This window comes from Rhodococcus cercidiphylli (assembly GCF_033042225.1).
Taxonomy (GTDB): Bacteria; Actinomycetota; Actinomycetes; order Mycobacteriales; family Mycobacteriaceae; genus Rhodococcoides.
Genome location: NZ_JAWLKE010000005.1, coordinates 136315 through 155690, shown reverse-complemented (window position 1 = coordinate 155690; position 19376 = coordinate 136315). Strand labels below are relative to the sequence as shown.

General features: G+C 66.8%; 16 protein-coding genes. All 16 read left to right on the top strand.

Features of this window, described 5'->3' with window-relative positions:
- Positions 1-362: 362 nt before the first annotated feature.
- The 16 genes from mraZ (at position 363) to R3P95_RS13845 (ending at position 19375) form a co-directional block, all read left to right on the top strand.
- Positions 363-794 (top strand): division/cell wall cluster transcriptional repressor MraZ, encoded by a 432-nt coding sequence (mraZ, locus tag R3P95_RS13920; protein ID WP_027497352.1) that lies wholly within the window; start codon positions 363-365, stop codon positions 792-794.
- A 220-nt stretch (positions 795-1014) separates the two neighbouring features.
- Positions 1015-2046: a 16S rRNA (cytosine(1402)-N(4))-methyltransferase RsmH gene (gene rsmH, locus R3P95_RS13915; RefSeq protein ID WP_269593895.1), complete on the top strand. Its 1032-nt coding sequence runs from the start codon at positions 1015-1017 to the stop codon at positions 2044-2046.
- Positions 2043-2870 carry a hypothetical protein gene (locus tag R3P95_RS13910; RefSeq protein WP_269593896.1) on the top strand — a complete coding sequence of 276 codons (828 nt, stop codon included), beginning with the start codon at positions 2043-2045 and terminating at the stop codon, positions 2868-2870. Before rsmH ends, R3P95_RS13910 begins: the two co-directional genes overlap by 4 nt.
- Complete coding sequence (locus tag R3P95_RS13905) at positions 2867-4723, top strand: peptidoglycan D,D-transpeptidase FtsI family protein (RefSeq protein ID WP_269593897.1); 1857 nt, start codon at positions 2867-2869, stop codon at positions 4721-4723. Before R3P95_RS13910 ends, R3P95_RS13905 begins: the two co-directional genes overlap by 4 nt.
- Before the next feature lie 159 nt (positions 4724-4882).
- A complete protein-coding gene (locus R3P95_RS13900) occupies positions 4883-6484 on the top strand; it encodes a UDP-N-acetylmuramoyl-L-alanyl-D-glutamate--2,6-diaminopimelate ligase (protein WP_269593898.1) in 1602 nt (533 codons plus the stop codon).
- A complete protein-coding gene (locus R3P95_RS13895) occupies positions 6481-7989 on the top strand; it encodes a UDP-N-acetylmuramoyl-tripeptide--D-alanyl-D-alanine ligase (protein WP_269593899.1) in 1509 nt (502 codons plus the stop codon). The genes R3P95_RS13900 and R3P95_RS13895 overlap by 4 nt, the downstream gene beginning before the upstream one ends.
- Positions 7986-9071, top strand: coding sequence for a phospho-N-acetylmuramoyl-pentapeptide-transferase (gene mraY / locus R3P95_RS13890; RefSeq protein WP_032394385.1), 1086 nt, complete (start codon positions 7986-7988; stop codon positions 9069-9071). The genes R3P95_RS13895 and mraY overlap by 4 nt, the downstream gene beginning before the upstream one ends.
- Before the next feature lie 3 nt (positions 9072-9074).
- Entirely contained in the window at positions 9075-10547 is a 1473-nt protein-coding gene (gene murD, locus R3P95_RS13885) for a UDP-N-acetylmuramoyl-L-alanine--D-glutamate ligase (protein ID WP_269593900.1), read from the top strand.
- Positions 10544-12142 (top strand): putative lipid II flippase FtsW, encoded by a 1599-nt coding sequence (gene ftsW, locus R3P95_RS13880; RefSeq protein WP_269593901.1) that lies wholly within the window; start codon positions 10544-10546, stop codon positions 12140-12142. The genes murD and ftsW overlap by 4 nt, the downstream gene beginning before the upstream one ends.
- Positions 12139-13281 (top strand): undecaprenyldiphospho-muramoylpentapeptide beta-N-acetylglucosaminyltransferase, encoded by a 1143-nt coding sequence (murG, locus tag R3P95_RS13875; RefSeq protein WP_269593902.1) that lies wholly within the window; start codon positions 12139-12141, stop codon positions 13279-13281. Before ftsW ends, murG begins: the two co-directional genes overlap by 4 nt.
- Positions 13282-13344: 63 nt before the next feature.
- Positions 13345-14850: a UDP-N-acetylmuramate--L-alanine ligase gene (gene murC / locus R3P95_RS13870; protein WP_269593992.1), complete on the top strand. Its 1506-nt coding sequence runs from the start codon at positions 13345-13347 to the stop codon at positions 14848-14850.
- The gene (locus R3P95_RS13865; RefSeq protein ID WP_082898936.1) at positions 14847-15641 is read left to right on the top strand and encodes a cell division protein FtsQ/DivIB; all 795 of its coding nucleotides are present in this window, start codon (positions 14847-14849) and stop codon (positions 15639-15641) included. The genes murC and R3P95_RS13865 overlap by 4 nt, the downstream gene beginning before the upstream one ends.
- A gap of 171 nt (positions 15642-15812) precedes the next feature.
- A complete protein-coding gene (ftsZ, locus tag R3P95_RS13860) occupies positions 15813-17108 on the top strand; it encodes a cell division protein FtsZ (RefSeq protein WP_269593903.1) in 1296 nt (431 codons plus the stop codon).
- A complete protein-coding gene (gene pgeF / locus R3P95_RS13855; RefSeq protein ID WP_068051953.1) occupies positions 17105-17872 on the top strand; it encodes a peptidoglycan editing factor PgeF in 768 nt (255 codons plus the stop codon). Before ftsZ ends, pgeF begins: the two co-directional genes overlap by 4 nt.
- A 19-nt stretch (positions 17873-17891) precedes the next feature.
- Complete coding sequence (locus R3P95_RS13850; RefSeq protein ID WP_269593904.1) at positions 17892-18647, top strand: YggS family pyridoxal phosphate-dependent enzyme; 756 nt, start codon at positions 17892-17894, stop codon at positions 18645-18647.
- An 83-nt stretch (positions 18648-18730) separates the two neighbouring features.
- Positions 18731-19375, top strand: a complete 645-nt coding sequence (locus R3P95_RS13845) for a cell division protein SepF (RefSeq protein ID WP_269593905.1) — start codon at positions 18731-18733, stop codon at positions 19373-19375.
- Position 19376 lies beyond the last annotated feature (1 nt).

Here is a 19376-nt window from a genome sequence, read left to right as displayed (position 1 = left end):
GGGCCGGCTCGAACACTCCCGCGCACGGGAATTCTGGGATCCCTCCCCGACACTCCCCACTTTCACCCACATTCCCCACTTCTCCCCACCGAGGCCCCACTGAAGGGCAGAGATCTGCGTCCATCCGCCACACCCGACGTCGAGGTGCTGGTCAGGCGGCTTCAGTGACGGACCCGAGGGCTGTCGCTCCCGAATCGAACCGGCGATATCACCCGCGGCATCGCTGCCGATGCCGCCGATCTTGTGCATGCTGAGCTGCATGAATGTCACTTTCGCCAAAGTTTTCCGGCTTCGGATGGTTCGAAGTGGGGGAGAGTGGGGTAAAGTGGTCCGCAGCGGAGAGTCGAGGCTGGAGGTGGCGAGTGTTTCTCGGTACCTACACGCCGAAGCTCGACGACAAGGGTCGACTCACGTTGCCGGCCAAGTTTCGGGACGCGCTTGCAGGAGGGGTCATGGTGAGCAAGGGGCAGGATTTCAGCCTCGCTGTCTACACCGCGGCCGATTTCGCAGAGCGCTCTCGGAAATTGACGGCGGCTTCTCGTGCCAACCCCAAAGCCCGTGCTTACGTTCGCCAGTTCTTCTCGGGAACCGACGAACAGCGGCCGGACGGACAGGGTCGAATCACCATCAGTCCCGAGCATCGCCGGTACGCGGGGCTCGAACGAAACTGCGTGGTGATCGGTTCGATGGACTTCATCGAGATCTGGAACGACGAAGCGTGGGCGCGCTACTCCGCTGAGAACGAACAGGATTTCTCCGACGCTTTCGACGAGTCCCTCGGAGGGATCTTGTAGCCCGAACCAGGTCGCCTGCGAGTGCAGCGAGGCCTCTGCCCGATCAGAACCCTGACGTTCTTCCCCAACGCCAGGTTTCGCAGATCAGGACCCTGACGTTCTTCCCCAACGCCAGGTTCCCTATCGGACAGGGACCTCGATGCATTCGCGTCGGCTTCGGTGGGCGACCCGCACGGCCCGGACCCGGGCGAGAAGTACGTACGCGCGACCGGGAGGAACCATGACGGAGGGCACCGGACCGGACGACATCGAGTCGTCCGCCGACCGAACCCACCGTCGATCCGCCGGCCCGCTCCACGTTCCGGTTCGACTCGAACGAGCCGACGAACTGCTCGGACCCGCACTCGGCTCCACCGGCGGTACTCGCGTCATGATCGACGCAACGCTCGGCCTCGGCGGTCACGCCGAGCATTTCCTGCGGACCTGTCCGCACCTGCACCTCATCGGACTCGACCGGGATCCCGATGCGCTCGAGCTGGCCGGAGCCCGCTTGGCTCCATTCACCGATCGAATCACGTTGGTGCACACGACCTACGACGGCATCGCCGAAGCCCTCGACGAGGCCGGTCTGCCTGCTGTCGGCTCCGTTCACGCGATTCTGTTCGACCTCGGAGTGTCGTCCATGCAGTTGGACGAGTCCGATCGCGGATTCGCCTACTCCGTGGACGCCCCACTCGACATGCGAATGAATCCGACCGTGGGAATCACCGCCGCAGACGTCCTCAACACGTACTCGCACGGCGACATCGCACGGGTCCTCAGCACGTACGGCGAGGAACGGTTCGCCGGCAAGATCGCTTCCGCTGTACTGCGACGCCGAGAGCACACGCCCTTCACCACGAGTGGCCCGTTGGTCGAATTGCTCTATGCCGCAATTCCGGCCGCGACCCGGCGCACCGGCGGACACCCTGCCAAGCGCACCTTCCAGGCACTTCGCATCGAGGTCAACGGTGAACTGGATTCGTTGAAGGCGGCGGTACCTGCCGGGCTCGACGCGTTGGCTGTCGGCGGCCGGGTCGTCTTCATGTCGTATCAATCGCTCGAAGACCGAGTCGTCAAGCAGGAGTTGGCACCTCGGATCAAGTCCCGCAGTCCCGAGGGGCTGCCGGTCGAGCTTCCAGGAATGGGTCCGGAGTTCCGGCTCCTGACCAGAGGTGCCGAGCGTGCCTCGGATTCAGAAATAGACGACAACCCACGTTCGGCTCCGGTGAGATTGCGCGCCGCCGAACGGATTGCAAGGAGAGCGGAATGACGGTTCCAGGCACAACCGTTGGAACACAACGCAATCGGGTTCCAGCACCGAGGAACAGGGTCGCTCCGCAGGCTCCACTCTCGCGACCCGAACGTACGAGCAAGGGTGGTGGACGATCAGGCGCTGCACTTCGCGCATACGAGCGCAGGCAGCAGCGTGCGTCGATCCATACCTCGGATTCTGCGCGTGGTTCCGGGGCCGGTGCGCGGCCTTCGCTGAACGGAAGCGCTATCGCCGCGCGAATTCCGTTCGTCGCCTTGATCATCGGCCTGCTCGCCATCGGTCTCGGTCTGACGTTGCTCCTGACCACTCGGTCCGCAGGAGACTCCTACGATCTCAGCGCCGCCAAGGCCGTCAACGCCGAACTCGCTCAGGAGCGGGCGTCGTTGCAGCGTGATGTGGAGTTGGCGGAATCGGCTCCGGAGTTGGCGCGCAAGGCCGCCGAGCTCGGGATGGTCCCGGCGAAGAACTCCGCGCGTCTGATCGTCGCGCCGGACGGCGGTGTCCAGGTCGTCGGTACTCCGGCTCCGGCCGACGGTGCACCGGTGGCACCGCTCGATCCGGTACCGGCCGCGGCCGCAGGCGAGGGCACCGTCGCGAATCCGAGCACGCAGTCATCGCAGCAGCAGACGCCGCGAAGCGCGTCTCAGCCCAACCGAACCTCGGGCACGATCGACACCCGCGCCGCCACGCCGAGTACAAGCAATGGAGCTGGAAACACCGCGCTTGCTGAACAATTGGTTCCCATGAGCATCCCCTCGCTCGAAACACCTTCGGTCGAAGCCCCCGAGTCCACCGGCGAAGCATCGGGTGGCGGGCAGTGACCAGGCCGTCGCCTGCTCCACGCCGTCGGCCACCGAGCCGAAAGCGTCTCGACTCGTCCACCTTTCGGTTCCGTCACGGCACCGGTCGCGTCCTGATGTATGTGGCGCTCGCCGTCGCGGCGGCACAGTTGCTGTGGATTCAGGGATTCGATGCGCCGAGGTTGTCGGCCGAGTCGGCGTCGCAACGCACCACGACTCTCGTCGATCCGGCGATGCGTGGATCCATCCTGGACCGCAACGGCAATCCGATCGCCTTCACGATGGAGGCCAAAGCGCTGACGTTCCAACCGGTTCGGGTTCGCAAGGAACTCGACGAGGCGAGGGCGAAGGACCCCACCGAGCCGGAGACCGAGCAGTACCTCGAGGACATCGCTGCCCGCATCCACAGCGATCTCGGCGATGTGATCAGCGAGAAGGACCTGCTCGCGAAGCTGAAGAGCAACGACGAATTCACTTACCTCGCCCGCGGTGTGGACGCCACCGTGGCGTCGAAGATCAGCAAGGATTTCAAGCAGGTCGGACTCGAGCGTCAGGACATCCGTGAGTACCCGGGCGGATCGCTGGCCGGGAACATCGTCGGTGCCACCGGATGGGACGGACACGGTCTGCTCGGTCTGGAGGATTCGCTCGACGCGACCCTGGCCGGAACCGACGGTTCGCAGACCTACGACCGCGGATCCGACGGTGCCGTCATTCCAGGAAGCTGGCGGGACAAGCAGCCTGCAGTCAACGGTTCGAGTGTCGAACTGACCATCGACGCAGATCTGCAGTACTACGTGCAACAGCAGGTGCAGTTGGCGAAGGACCTGTCGGGAGCGAAGAACGCCTCGGCGTACGTGCAGGATTCGCACACCGGCGAGGTGCTCGCCATGTCGAACGACAACACCTTCAACCCCGGTATCGGAGTCGGCAACAACGAGCGCACGAAGGAGATGGGCAATCTGCCCGTCACCACGCCGTTCGAACCCGGTTCGGTGAACAAGATCATCACCGCGGCCGCAGCCGTCGAGTACGGACTCACCACACCCGACGAGGTGCTGCAGGTACCGGGCAGCATCTTCATGTCCGGCGTGTCGGTCAAGGACGCGTGGGACCACGGCGTCGTGCCGTACACGACGACCGGCGTGTTCGGTAAGTCCTCCAACGTCGGCACCCTCATGCTGGCGCAGCGCGTCGGTGAGGATCGCTACGCGGACATGCTCACCAAGTTCGGCCTCGGCCAACGCAGCGACGTCGGTCTGCCAGGCGAGAGCGCGGGAAATGTACCGAGCCGTGATCAGTGGTCGGGTGGAACGTTCGCCAACCTCCCCATCGGTCAGGGCCTGTCCATGACGCTGTTGCAGATGACGGGGATGTATCAGGCCATCGCCAACGACGGGGTTCGCATCCCGCCGCGGATCGTCGAAGCGACAGTGGACGCCAACGGTCAGCGAACCGAGACCCAGCAGCCGGACGGGGTGTACGTGGTCAGTCCCGATACCGCGAAGACCGTCCGCAACATGTTCCGATCCGTCACCCAGGACGACACCGGGAACCAGCGCGGTACCGGAGTGGCCGCTGGGGTCGAGGGCTACCAGATCAGCGGCAAGACAGGTACGGCTCAGCAGGTCGACCCCGAGTGCAAGTGCTACTCGAACTCGAACTACTGGATCACGTTCGCCGGTATCGCGCCCGCCGACGATCCCCGCTACGTGATCGGGATCATGCTCGACGCCCCGACCCGCAGCGCCGACGGTTCGGGCGGCCAGTCGGCAGCACCGCTGTTCCACAACATCGCCAGCTGGATGCTGCAGCGCGACAGCGTGCCGATGTCCGCGGACCCCGGACCCAAGCTGGTTCTGCAGGCGGACTGAGATCCCGACCCGCCGGTCCTCGTAGTCGGGGCGGCGACATCACGATCCCGGACGCCGGTAATCTGACACATCGGCTCGGGCGTCTTCGTTCGTCTGCCGCCGCGGCGTGATCGAGCCGCGGCAGGCGCGTGGCCGGCAGTAGAGAGGAAGGGAGCAGGAGTGACTGTGTCATCGGATTCACAACCGGCTCCGGGTTCACGTCCGGCGCATCCACCGCACACCGAAGTGCGGGAGGTGGCGTCCGCGGTCGGTGCAACGATCGGCGAGGCCGATCCCGCCGGTGTGAGCGTGACCGGTATCGATCTGCGCGCGCAGTCCGTTCTTCCCGGCGATCTCTTCGCCGCACTGCCCGGATCGTCTCGACACGGTGCCGAGTTCGTCGCCGACGCAGTCGAGCGGGGTGCCGTGGCGGTATTCACCGATCCGGCCGGACTCGAGATCGTGCGGGGAGCGCTCGCAGGCACGGGTCGACAAGTTCCGGTTCTGGTGCACGAGCGCCCGCGCCAGGTGTTGGGTGCGGTCTCCGCTCTGGTGTACGGCAACCCGTCGTCGAAGATGACCGTCATCGGTATCACCGGTACCTCGGGAAAGACGACGACGTCGTATCTGCTCGAAGCCGGCCTGACTGCTGCAGGTCGTCGATGCGGTCTGATCGGCACCATCGAGACACGTGTTCTGGGCCGGCATGTACCGAGCGCGCTCACCACGCCCGAGGCCCCGCAGCTGCATGCGCTCTTCGCCGTCATGGTCGAGCAAGGTGTCGACACGGTGGTGATGGAGGTGTCCTCCCATGCGTTGTCCCTCGGCCGGGTCGACGGCACCTGCTTCGCGATCGGTGCGTTCACCAATCTCTCCCAGGATCACCTCGATTTTCACGACTCTCTCGAGGACTACTTCTCGGCCAAGAGTCGGTTGTTCGCGGCCGACTCGGCGGTTCGTGCCGACACCGCCGTCGTCTGTGTCGACGACGCGTGGGGCATGCGGATGGCCGACATCGCTCGATCGGCCGGGTCGGCCGTGGTGACCGCGTCGACCGGGGCCGATTCGCAGTGGACGGTCTCGGACTGGGCCAAGCACGACGACGGCACCCAGTCGTTCACGGTCGCCGATCCGGAGGGTGCGTCGCTGCCGGTCTCGGTCCGGTTGCCGGGTCGCTACAACGTCGCGAACACCGTGCTGGCGTTGGCGACCTGCGCGGCGGCCGGGGCCGACGTGAGCAAGGCCGTGACCGGGGTCGCGACGGTCGACGTGCCGGGCCGCGTACAGCGGATCGACCGTGGACAGAACTTCCTGGCGGTGGTCGACTACGCGCACAAGCCTGCCGCCGTCGAGGCCGTGCTGGCGACGTTGCGCGAATCCTCGCGTGGACGAATCGCGGTGGTACTCGGAGCAGGTGGCGACCGCGACACCGCGAAGCGTCCCCTGATGGGTGCCGCCGGTGCGCGCGGCGCAGAGCTCCTGGTGGTGACCGACGACAACCCGCGCAGCGAGGACCCGGCCATCATTCGACAGGCCGTCGAGGACGGCGCACTGTCGGTGCCGGACGAGGCTCGCGGTGAAGTACGAAACGTGGCAGGCCGCGCAGCGGCGATCGAACAGGCCGTGGCGTGGGCACGCGAAGGGGATGTTGTGTTGATCGCAGGTAAAGGGCACGAGACCGGACAAGAGGTAGCGGGTGTGAAGCATCCGTTCGACGATCGAGTGATACTCGCCTCGGCCATCGATGCGCGTCGGGTCGGCACGAGCGCGGGCGTACGGTGATCCCCCTCTCGATCGACCGCCTCGCCGAGATCGTCGGAGGCACGGTGCACGATGTGCCGGATCCGACGGTCGTGGTGCCAGGACCGGTGGAGTTCGACTCCCGCAAGGTCACCCCCGGCAGCATCTTCCTCGCCTTACCCGGCGCGAAGGTGGACGGTCACGACCATGCCCCCGCCGCGGTTGCCGCAGGTGCGGCGCTGGTACTGGCCGCGCGTCCGGTGGGCGTACCGGCCGTGGTCGTCAGTCCGGTTCCGCACGAGAGCCGCGCGATGGCACTCGAGAACGACCCGGACGGCTCCGGTTCGGCAGTACTGTCCGCGCTCGGCGCTCTGGCCCGGGCCTCGGTGCTCGAGTTGACGGCCGAGCACGGCCTGACCGTCGTCGGTGTGACGGGATCCTCCGGGAAGACCTCGACCAAGGACCTGATCTCTGCGGTCCTCGAGCCTCTGGGCTCGGTGGTGGCACCGCCCGGATCGTTCAACAACGAATTGGGACATCCGTGGACGGCGCTGCGAGCGGATGCCGACACCGATTTCCTCTGTCTGGAATTGTCCGCCCGAGGAATCGGCCACATCGCCGAACTCGCCACGCTCGCACCGCCCCGGATCGGGGTTGTCCTGAACGTCGGAACCGCGCACCTGGGCGAGTTCGGCTCGCGCGCGGCCATCGCACTGGCGAAGGGCGAGCTGGTCGAGGCGCTGCCGAGTGCCGCCGACGGGGGAGTGGCGATCCTCAACATCGACGATCGCCTCGTCGCCGAAATGGTCACGCGTACAACGGCTGCCGTCGTCACGGTCGGGCGCAACGCAGATGCCGACATCAGAGCAGTCGACGTGCAGGTCGACACCGACGCCCGGGCGTCGTTCACGCTCGAATGCGCAGCGGGTTCGGTACCGATCACCCTGGCGGTGCACGGTGAGCATCAGGTCGGCAACGCCCTCGCGGCAGCGGCCGTCGCACTCGAGTGCGGAGCAACGCTGACGCAGGTTGCCCAGGCGGTCGGGGCCGCCGCACCGACGTCGATCAGGCGGATGGACGTGCGCACCCGCGCCGACGGCGTCACCGTCGTCAACGACTCGTACAACGCCAACCCCGATTCGATGCGCGCCGCACTCAAAGCACTGGTGTCGATGTCGCGTCGCGACGACGGGCCGAAACGCCGCAGCTGGGCGGTGCTGGGAGAGATGGGCGAACTGGGTTCGGACTCGGTGGTCGAGCACGACGCGATCGGCCGCCTCGCCGTCCGCCTCGACGTCGACCGTCTGATCATCGTCGACACCGGCCGTCCCACCCGGGCGTTGCACCAGGGTGCCGTCATGGAGGGTTCGTGGGGCGAGGAATCGATGCTGGTGCCCGACCGTGAAACGGCGATCGCAGTACTGCACGAGGAAGTGCGTCCCGGCGACATCGTGCTGGTGAAGGCCTCGCAGTCCGGGGCGATGTGGACCGTCGCAGACGCCCTGCTGGCCGATGCGTCGAGCGCCACCGCGGAGGGTGAGCAGTGAGGCAGATCCTCTTCGCCGGAGGCATCGCGCTCGCGGTCGCGATCCTCCTGACCCCGGTGCTGATCAAGACCTTCTCGAAACAGGGCTTCGGCCAGGAGATTCGAGTGGAGGGCCCGGCGAGTCACCAGTCCAAGCGGGGCACACCGACAATGGGCGGCGTCGCAATTCTGGTCGGCATCTGGGCCGGCTACTGGGGCTCGCATCTGATCGGTATCGGCTACGACGCAGACGGTCCGTCGGCCTCGGCCCTGCTCGTTCTCGGCCTGACCACGGTGCTCGGTCTCGTCGGCTTTCTCGACGATTTCATCAAGATCCGCAAGCAGCGCAACCTGGGTCTGAACGCCACCGGTAAGTACGTCGGTCAGATAACGGCAGCCGTGCTGTTCGCGATCCTGGTGTTGCAGTTCCGCAGCGAGAGTGGGCTCACTCCTGGCAGCACCCAACTGTCGTACGTACGCGACATCGCCACCTGGTCGATGTCCGCGGTGGTCTTCGTGTTCTTCGTCTGCCTGCTCGTGATCGCGTGGTCCAACTCGGTCAACCTCACCGACGGACTGGACGGCCTCGCAGCCGGGTCGATGACACTGGTGCTCGGTGCCTACACCGTCATCACCTTCTGGCAGTACCGCCAGGCGTGCGCAGGCCCCGCCGGGCCAGCCCCGGGCTGCTACGACGTCCGAGATCCCCTCGACCTGGCACTGGTCTGCGCCTCCGCAGCGGGAGCCTGCATCGGCTTCCTGTGGTGGAACGCCGCGCCTGCCAAGATCTTCATGGGCGACACCGGATCCCTGGCCCTCGGCGGTCTGATCGCAGGCCTGTCGGTGGTGACCAAGACCGAACTGATCATGGTGGTCATCGGTGCGCTGTTCGTCGCCGAGGCCGCATCGGTCGTCATCCAGGTCGCGGTGTTCCGATCCAGTCGCCGACGCGTGTTCCGCATGGCACCGTTCCATCATCACTTCGAGTTGGCCGGATGGGCCGAGACGACGGTGATCATCCGGTTCTGGTTGTTGGCCGCCATCGCGTCGGCCGTCGGACTCGCTCTGTTCTACAGCGAGTATCTCGCTGCTGTCGGCGGATAGGGCATGGCCGAATCTCCGCACCACGCTCGGACCGACCTGACCTGGTTGCGCGGCAGTTCGGTGCTGGTGACCGGTGCCCGCATCTCGGGACTGGCCGTCGTGCAACCGTTGCTCGATCTCGGTGCCATCGTCACCGTCACCGACTCGAATCGTGCCGCGCTGGACGAGGCGTCGGACTCCGGGGCTGCCGTGGTGCTGCAGGACGACCTGCTCGACGATCCGGCGGCGCTCGCTGCGTTTTCGCTCGTCGTCACCAGTCCCGGCTTTCGTCCCGACTCTCCGGTGCTGGCCGCGGCCACCGAGCAGGGCATTCCGGTGTGGGGCGATGTCGAGTTGTCCTGGCACGTGGACCGGGCCGAGTTGTACGGACCCCGAACTCGCTGGCTGGTGGTCACCGGCACCAACGGAAAGACGACCACCACCTCGATGCTGGCGTCGATACTCGACGCCGCAGGCATCGCATCGGTGGCTTGCGGCAACATCGGACTCCCCATCGCCGACGCGTTGCGTGGTACCCCGCATCCGAGTGTGCTCGCCGTGGAGTTGTCGTCGTTCCAGTTGTTCTGGGCTCCGTCGGTGCGTCCGGCGGCGGGGGTGGTGCTCAACATCGCCGAGGACCATCTCGACTGGCACGGCGGCATGGACGGTTACGTCCAGGCCAAGGCTCGTGCGTTGAGTGGCGATGTCGCGGTGATCGGTCTCGACGACTCCAGGGCGGCGGGTCTCGCTGCCGGATCGCCCGCAGCCACCGTCGTCGGGTTTCGGTTGGGTGAGCCGGCCTCGGGTGAGCTGGGAGTGCGGGCAGGGATTCTCGTGGACGACGCCTTCGGTGCGAACGTCGAGCTTCTCGCTGCGGAGGACGTGGAGCCGAGCGGCCCGTCCGGCATTCTCGATGCGCTCGCGGCAGGCGCGCTGGCTCGTTCGATCGGGGTGGACGCCGACGCTGTTCGGGTCGGGCTGCAGACCTATCGGGTGGGTCCGCATCGTGCGGCGGTGGTGCGCGAGCTCGGCGGGGTGACGTTCATCGACGACTCGAAGGCGACCAACCCGCACGCCGCTCGCTCCTCGATCTCGGCGCACGATCGCGTCGTGTGGATCGCGGGTGGGTTGCTGAAGGGTGCGGTGATCGACGATCTGGTGGTCGAGATCGCCGATCGTCTCGTGGCTGCGGTCGTTCTCGGGCGCGATGGGATGCAGATCGCAGAGGCTTTGGCGCGACACGCGCCCGATGTTCCGGTCGTCAGGCTCCCTTCGGGAGACGATGCTGGTGTGACTCATGGTGCTGAAGATGCTGATGCGGTGATGCGGGCGGTCGTGGCCCATGCGGCCGAACTCGCCGCGCCGGGGGATACGGTCCTGCTGGCCCCGGCCGCCGCGTCACTGGACATGTTCGCCGACTACGGCCACCGCGGCCGCAGCTTCGCCGAGTCGGTCCAGCGCCTCGAGGCCACCGACATCGGATCGTCGCGATCGTGACTGCCGCCGGTCATCCGCCGCGTCCACCTCGCCGCACCGCCGCTCCACGCACCCGAATCGGCCTGTGGTTCGGCCGACCGCTCGCGTCCTTCCACCTCGTCGTCACGATCGCGGTACTGCTCACGGTGTTGGGCCTGGTGATGGTGCTGTCGGCGTCGTCCGCCGAGTCGTTCGCAGCCGATGAGTCCGGGTACGCGCTCTTCACCCAGCAGCTGATCGGTGTCGCGCTGGGAGTCGTGGCGTTCTACGTCGCTCTCCGGCTGCCGGTTCGCTACCTCAGGAAGCTGTCTTTTCCACTGTTCCTGGTTTCGATCACCATGCTGATGTTGGTGCTCATTCCCGGAATCGGTGCCGAACGCCAAGGTGCGCGCCGCTGGTTCGACTTCGGCGTCGTGTCCTTCCAGCCGTCCGAGCTGGCCAAGGTCGCGCTGGTTCTGTGGGGCGCACACCTGTTGGCCTCGCGGCGCAGCGAGCACGGCAACATCAAATCGCTGCTGGTGCCGCTGTTGCCTGCAGGTCTGCTGATGTGTCTGCTCGTCGTGCTGCAGCCGAACCTCAGTACCGCCATCGCCCTCGGCATCATCCTGGTGGCACTGCTGTGGTTCGCCGGCCTCAACGCTCGGCTGTTCGGTGCGGTGCTGATGACCGGTCTGGCGTTGGCGACCGTGCTCGCGTTCACCGCCGGTTACCGATCCAATCGCGTCAAGGCCTGGCTCAACCCGGGTGAGGACACCCAGGGCCTGTCCTATCAGTCCACCCAGGCGAAATACTCGCTGGCCGACGGCGGAATGTTCGGTCGCGGGCTCGGGCAGAGCCGCGCGAAGTGGAGCTACCTGCCCAACGCGCACAACGACTTCATCTTCGCCATCATCGGCGAGGAACTCGGAATGATCGGCTGCCTCGCAGTCATCGGATTGTTCGGTCTCTTCGTCTACACCGGCCTGCGCATCGCCATGCGTTCGGTCGATCCGTTCCTGCGGCTGTTGACCGCAGGTGCCACGTGCTGGGTGTTCGGCCAGGCCATGATCAACATCGGCTACGTCGTCGGGTTGCTGCCGGTGACCGGTCTGCAGCTGCCCCTGGTGTCCTACGGTGGCACCTCGACCGCGATCACGCTGCTGATGTTCGGCATCATCGCGAGCGCCGCCCGCCACGAACCCGAGGCGATCGCGGCCCTGCACGCAGGGCAGGAGGGCCGAATCGCGCGAGCTCTGAAGCTGCCGCTGCCCGCCGTGTTCTCGCCCAAGCGAGCCGCGATGGCGCGCTCGAAGTCCACTCGCCCCACACTGGCGGCGCAGGATCGCAAACGCCTCGAGTCCCGTAAGGGCAAGGGCAGTGACGCACGGACAGCGCGGGCTGCCGAACCCGGCCGTGCCCGCACGCGCGTCTCCAGTTCACGGACCGACACGATGTCGCCCACATCGGCTGCGTACCGGGGCGACGCTCCCCGCGGTAACGCCCGCGGCAACCCCCGTCGAAGCGATCCGGTCCGGCGAGAGCCCGCCGCAGGATCGCGATCGGCATACCGTCCGCGGCCGGAACCACAACCCGGTCGCCCTCCCGTCCGCTCGGGTGAGCGAGGATATCGACGGTGAAGCAGACATCTCGACCGATTTCCGTAGTGGTTGCCGGGGGCGGAACGGCCGGGCACATCGAGCCTGCGCTCGCTGTGGCCGACGCCTTGCGTGTCCTCGACCCCACCGTCACCGTCACCGCTCTCGGCAGCAGCCGGGGCCTCGAGACGACTCTCGTCCCGGCTCGCGGGTACGCACTCGAGCTCATTCCGCCCGTTCCGCTGCCCCGTAAGCCCACCGTCGACCTGCTCAAGTTGCCGCTGCGCGTCGTGCGATCGGTGCGCCGCACCCGAGAGATCTTCGCGGCCGTGGAGGCGGACGTGCTCGTCGGATTCGGCGGCTACGTCGCGTTACCGGCCTATCTCGCGGCCCGCGGTCGACTGTTCGGCCGTGGCGGCCGAATTCCCGTGGTCATCCACGAGGCCAACGCACGAGCGGGTATCGCCAACAAGGTCGGTGCCCGCTCGGCCGAGCGGGTTCTCGCCGCGGTCGCGGGCTCGGGGATCGCCGCGCGCGGTGCTGCCGACGCGGACGTGATCGGAATTCCCGTGCGTCCCACCATCACCGGCCTCGATCGGGCTGCCGTCCGCGCGGAGGCTCGCGCGCACTTCGGCCTGCCCGAGAACGGCCCGGTGCTGCTGGTGTTCGGCGGCTCACAGGGGGCCCGATCGCTCAACGACGCGGTGTCCGGAGCCTCGGCGGCCCTCGCCGATGCTGGTATCTCGGTTCTGCACGCCCACGGTCCGAAGAACTCGCTCGACGTCGAGCAGCGCAATCCGGCCGCGCCGTACGTCGCGCGTGCCTACATCGACCGGATGGATCTGGCGTATGCGGCTGCGGACCTCGCGATCTGTCGCTCCGGTGCCATGACGGTCGCCGAGGTTTCCGCGACCGGTCTGCCCGCCGTCTACGTGCCCCTGCCGCACGGCAACGGCGAGCAGGAACTCAACGCCCGTCCCGTGGTCGACGCCGGAGGTGGCATCCTGGTACCCGATGCGACACTGACCGAGCAGTACGTGAGCGAGACAGTGGTCGCGCTGCTGACCGACACCGAACGAATCGCCACCATGTCTCGTGCCGCCGCCGGTGCCGGGCACAAGGACGCAGCAGCTGCCGTCGCGCAGATCGTGCTCGACACCGCGCACGCGTCGCGGCGCTGAGCTGGGCGGCGTCGCGCATGAGAAGAGAACGAGGGAGACGTCCGCGTGACAACTGAGGGTGCGATGTCGGATCTGCCGGCAGAGCTCGAACGAGTACACATGGTGGGCATCGGTGGTGCCGGCATGTCCGGCATCGCGCGGATCCTGCTCGCTCGCGGGGGACAGGTGTCGGGTTCGGATGCCAAGGAATCGCGCGGCGTGCTCGCATTGCGCGCACGCGGCGCCCAGGTCCGCATCGGTCACGACGCCAGCGCCCTGGACATGATCGACGGCGGACCCACCGTGGTGGTGACGACCCACGCCGCGATTCCTCAGACCAATCCCGAACTCGTCGAAGCTCGGATGCGTGGAATCCCGGTGGTGTTGCGACCGGCCGTGCTGTCTTCTCTCATGCAGGGATACCGCACGCTGTTGGTCTCGGGTACGCACGGAAAGACGTCCACGACCTCGATGCTGGTCGTCGCCCTGCAGCACTGCGGGTTCGATCCGTCGTTCGCCGTCGGAGGAGAGCTCAACGAAGCCGGGACCAACGCCCATCACGGCAGCGGCGACGTGTTCGTGGCCGAGGCGGACGAGAGTGACGGCTCGCTGCTGCAGTACAAGGCCAACGTCATCATCGTGACCAACATCGAGGCCGATCATCTGGACTACTTCGGCACCACCGACGCCTATGTTCAGGTGTTCGACGATTTCGCTGCGCTCCTCGGTCCCGGCGGTGTGCTCGTGGCCTGTATGGACGACCCGGGTTCGGCGGCGCTCGCTCGACGCGTGGTCGAGCGGAACCTTCCGGGAGTCACGGTGCTGGGATACGGGTCCTCGGACGTCGACGCGGGGCCGGTCGACATGGCCGTTCGGCTGCTGGCGTGGGAGCCCGAGGACATCGGCGGCGTCGCACAGTTGCAGATCGCAGGTGAGGACGCGGCGCGCACCGTACGGCTCGGCGTCCCCGGTCGGCACACTGCACTCAACGCGCTGGCGGCGTTCGTCGCGGCGCGCCAGGTCGGTGCCGGAGTCGAGGAATTGCTGGCCGGACTCACCGGTTTCGGCGGCGTGCATCGACGCTTTCAGTTCACCGGGCGTGAGCACGGCGTCCGCGTGTTCGACGACTACGCGCACCACCCGACCGAGGTGCGTGCGGTGCTGACTGCCGCGCAGGCCCTCGTAGCAGGCCAGGATCGTTCGGGTGGCGAGCAGGGACGGGTGGTGGTGGTGTTCCAGCCGCACCTGTACTCGCGGACCGCGACGTTCGCCGAGGAGTTCGGTGCCGCGTTGTCGTTGGCCGACGAGATCGTCGTGCTCGACGTCTACGGCGCGCGCGAGGAGCCGTTGCCCGGTGTGACGGGGGCGCTGGTTGCCGCTTCGGTGACCAAGCCGGTGAACTATCAGCCGGATCTGTCGTTGGTGGCCAAGCAGGTCGCCCACCTGAGTGTGCCCGGCGATGTCGTCATCACCATGGGAGCCGGCGACGTGACGATGCTCGGCGGGCCGATTCTCGATGCGCTTCGCTCGAAGACCGATTTCGGTGCTGCGACCGGCCGCGGAGTACCGAAGGATCGGCCGTCGACGTGACCCGCCGCTCCGATCGAGTCCGTTCTTCGAGGTCGGGAACAGCTGCACGAGAGGGTGATTCGCCGTCCGCGGTCACCGACAAGCAAGCCCGTGCTCAGGCACGGGAAGAAGAGCGCGCCCGAGTGAAGCGGTCGCGTCGCAAAGCCGCTCTGATTGCGCTCGCCGTGGTGGTCGTCGTGGTGGGATCGGCTGCGCTGGTGTACTTCACGCCGCTGTTGTCCGTTCGCACCATCGCAGTCGCGGGGGCATCGTCGGTGTCCGAGCAGGAGATCCTCGACCGGCTGGACGTACCCGTCGGCCTTCCGCTGGTTCGGGTGGACACGGCGGGGGCGGCGCAGCGGGTGGCAACGATCCCGGCGCTGGCGACGGTCCGCGTGCAACGCCAGTATCCGTCCACCGTGCAGGTGACGGTCGAGGAGCGAGTTCCGGTGGCGTTCTTCGATTCTCCGGACGGCACCCATCTCCTGGACTCCACCGGCGTCGATTTCGCGATCGCGCCGCCACCGCCAGGGGTGGTGCGTCTGGTGACCGACAATCCGGTGTTCGGTGATCCGGTGACGAAAGATGCACTGGCGGTTCTCGATACGTTGCCACCGCTGCTGCGCGATCAGGCCGCCGAGCTGCGGGCGAGCACGCTGTCCGACATCTCGATTCTGCTGCTCGACGGGCGCACCGTCGTGTGGGGCAGCAAGGACGACTCCGAGCGCAAGGGCGCGGTCGCGATCGCATTGCTGTCCCAGCCCGGTCAGATCTTCGACGTGTCGAGTCCGGATCTGCCCACCACCAAATAGTTTCGACGCGCGGACCGGAATTTCTCGCGTGGCGTCGGCGCGCCTAATGGCGATAGTCGTCGGCGATGAATAGCGTTTCGACCAGTTCAGTACTTGACATAACTCTAAGCCTGTGGTTTAGGTTGAGGGTTTTCCACATTTCAGGCAACAATCCACGGAAGGCGAGAGCCCATGACGCCCCCGCACAACTACCTCGCCGTAATCAAGGTCGTCGGCATCGGCGGCGGCGGCGTGAACGCGGTCAACCGCATGATCGAACAGGGACTCAAGGGAGTCGAGTTCATCGCGGTCAACACCGACGCTCAGGCCTTGCTGATGAGTGACGCAGACGTCAAGCTCGACGTCGGCCGCGAACTGACCCGCGGACTCGGCGCAGGTGCCGATCCCGAGGTCGGCCGCCGCGCAGCAGACGATCACAAGGACGAGATCGAAGAGGTGCTCAAGGGTGCCGACATGGTGTTCGTCACCGCAGGCGAGGGCGGCGGCACCGGCACCGGTGGCGCTCCTGTCGTCGCCAACATCGCTCGCAAGCTCGGTGCACTGACCGTCGGTGTCGTCACCCGGCCGTTCTCTTTCGAGGGCAAGCGGCGCGGTGGACAGGCCGACACCGGCATCCAGCAGCTCCGGGAGTCCTGCGACACGCTCATCGTCATCCCGAACGACCGACTGCTTCAGCTCGGCGATGCGGCCGTCAGCCTCATGGACGCGTTCCGCAGCGCCGACGAGGTACTTCTCAACGGTGTCCAGGGCATCACCGACCTGATCACCACTCCCGGACTGATCAACGTCGACTTCGCCGACGTCAAGGGCGTCATGTCCGGCGCAGGCAGTGCACTGATGGGTATCGGATCCTCACGCGGTGAGGGTCGCGCGATCAAGGCGGCCGAATCGGCGATCAACTCGCCGCTGCTCGAAGCCTCGATGGAAGGTGCACGCGGAGTGCTGCTCTCCATCGCCGGTGGATCCGACCTCGGTCTGTTCGAGATCAACGAGGCCGCCTCGCTGGTGCAGGAAGCCGCACACATCGACGCCAACATCATCTTCGGCACCGTCATCGACGACTCGCTCGGCGACGAGGTCCGCGTGACCGTCATCGCCGCAGGCTTCGACGGCGGAACCCCGACGCGGCGTCCGGTCGAAGCTGCCACCTCCACCCGCGGCCCGATCGGATCGGCCCGCTCGGGCGAGGTGTCCTCCAAATCGACCGACAGTTCCGACGGTGCTGTGTTCCGCGACCCGGTCGGCGCACCGAGTGGTAGCAGTCTGCCGCCGCTGAACTCGTCGAGCTCGTCCAACCGCGAATCGTCGAGCCGCGAATCCGCAGCCGGTTACGGTCGCGACTCGTCCGGCCAGGGCCGGGACTCGTCCGGACAGGGCCGCGACTCCGTCGGTTCCGGCCGTCGCGTTCCGATCGCCGAGGACGAGGGCGAAGACGAAGTCGATGTGCCGTCCTTCATGCGGCGGTGAGTGACACCGCTTCCGCCGGTCCGTTTCGTGTCCGACGCGTCTCGACGACGCGGGCGGGCGGCGTCTCGGCACCGCCGTTCGACACGTTCAATCTCGGCGACCATGTAGGTGACGACCCCGCTTCGGTGGAAGCCAACCGTCGACGCCTCGGTGATCGACTGGGTATGGGACTCGAACGGCTCGTGTTCATGGAGCAGGTCCACGGACGCACCGTCACCGTGGTGGACGGTCCGGTGTCCGAGCCGGTGCCGATGACCGATGCGTTGGTGACGACGCAACGTGATCTCGGTCTGGTGGTGTTGACTGCCGATTGCGTGCCGGTCCTGCTCTCCGACGAGGAGGCAGGCGTGATCGCAGCGGTGCATGCAGGACGGGTCGGTGCCCGCATCGGCATCGTTCCCCGGGTGTTGGCCGCCATGGTCGAGCTCGGGGCGGTTCCGGCGCGGATCGGTGCCTTTCTCGGTCCGGCGGCGAGCGGCCGACAGTACGAGGTGCCCGCCTCCATGCGAGCGGACGTCGACAAGCATCTCCCCGGCAGCGCGACGACCACGGTCCGCAATACGCCGGGGCTCGACATTCCCGCCGGTATCCGCGCTCAACTGCTCGCCGCGGGAGTGTCCGGGGTCGCTCAGGATCCGCGGTGCACCATCGAGGACCGGGCCTTGTTCAGTCACCGTCGCGAAGGATCGACCGGCCGAATCGCCAGTGTCGTCTGGATGGACAGCACATCCCCAGGTGATCGGGCCGAAACGGCAGACCGGTGAACCGGCAGAAGAGGTTGTCATGAGCGAACCCACCGGCGGCGCGTCGGGCACCGACCGGGCGCAGGAGATCGAGACGGCGTTGACGTCGGTGCGTGAGCGGTTGCACCGTGCCTGTGTCGATGCGGGCCGGTCGCCCGCCGACGTGGCTCTGCTGCCGGTGACCAAGTTCTTCCCCGCCTCGGACGTGCGGATTCTCTACGAACTGGGGTGCCGCGACTTCGGCGAGTCCCGAGAGCAGGACGCGTCGCCCAAGGTCGCCGAGACGGCCGAAGATTTCGTCGGCGATCCGCCTCGCTGGCACATGATCGGACACCTGCAGCGAAACAAGGCGAAGTCGGTTGCCGCGTGGGCGCACGCCATTCATTCCGTCGACAGTGCGCGGTTGGTGGCCGCACTGTCCAAGGCGACGACGGCGGCATTGGACGAGGGTGTGCGTCGGACCGAACTCGACGTGATCGTTCAGGTCAGTCTCGACGGGGATGTGCACCGCGGCGGCGTAGAACGCGACGAACTCCACGAGCTCGCCGACGCGGTGTCGAACGCGTCCGGGTTGCGTTTGGCGGGGTTGATGGCGGTGCCACCGCTCGGTGCCGATCCGGACGCCGCATTCGCCGATCTCGAGAGCCTGCACCGTCGGCTGACGGCCGATCATCCCGAAGCGCTCGAGCTGTCCGCAGGCATGACCGGAGACCTGGAAGCTGCTGTGCGGCACGGATCGACGTGCGTGCGTGTCGGTACCGCAATACTCGGCGCGCGGCCGATAACCTCGCAATAACAGTCCATGGATCACATCAGTCACAACAGACACTTGCGAACCTGGAGATGGACAGTAGACACACCGCCACGGAAGGCAGAACGATGAGCACCCTGCACAAGTTCAAGGCGTACTTCGGCATGGTTCCGCTCGCCGACTACGAGGACGACTACCTCGACGATCCGGACACGCGACGCAGTTCCCGTGGTGGTCGTGACAGCTACGACGACATGGATGAGCGTGAATTCGTGAAGCCGTCGTTCGGTGGATCTCGGCACGCGCAGGTCGATGACGACTACGACGACTACGAGGCCCCGCGTCCGGCGACGCTGGCCCCGATCGGCGGACGAGGACGTGGCGCGGCACCGACCACGCGAGGTGCGGCAACCAGGGGAGCGTTGGCCATGGACACTCGGATGGACGTGCGTGCGGAGACGCGACGCAGCCCGATCGCGGACGACGGCGGCCCGCTCTCGAAGATCACCACGTTGCGACCGCGTGACTACAGCGAGGCGCGCACCATCGGTGAGCGTTTCCGCGACGGCACTCCGGTCATCATGGACCTGGTCGAGATGAGCAACGCGGACGCCAAGCGCCTGGTCGATTTCGCGGCAGGCCTCGCCTTCGCGCTGCGCGGTTCCTTCGACAAGGTTGCGACCAAGGTATTCCTGCTCTCGCCGGCCGACGTCGATGTCTCGCCGCAGGAGCGCAGGCGGATCGCCGAGACCGGCTTCTACAGTCAGCAGTGAG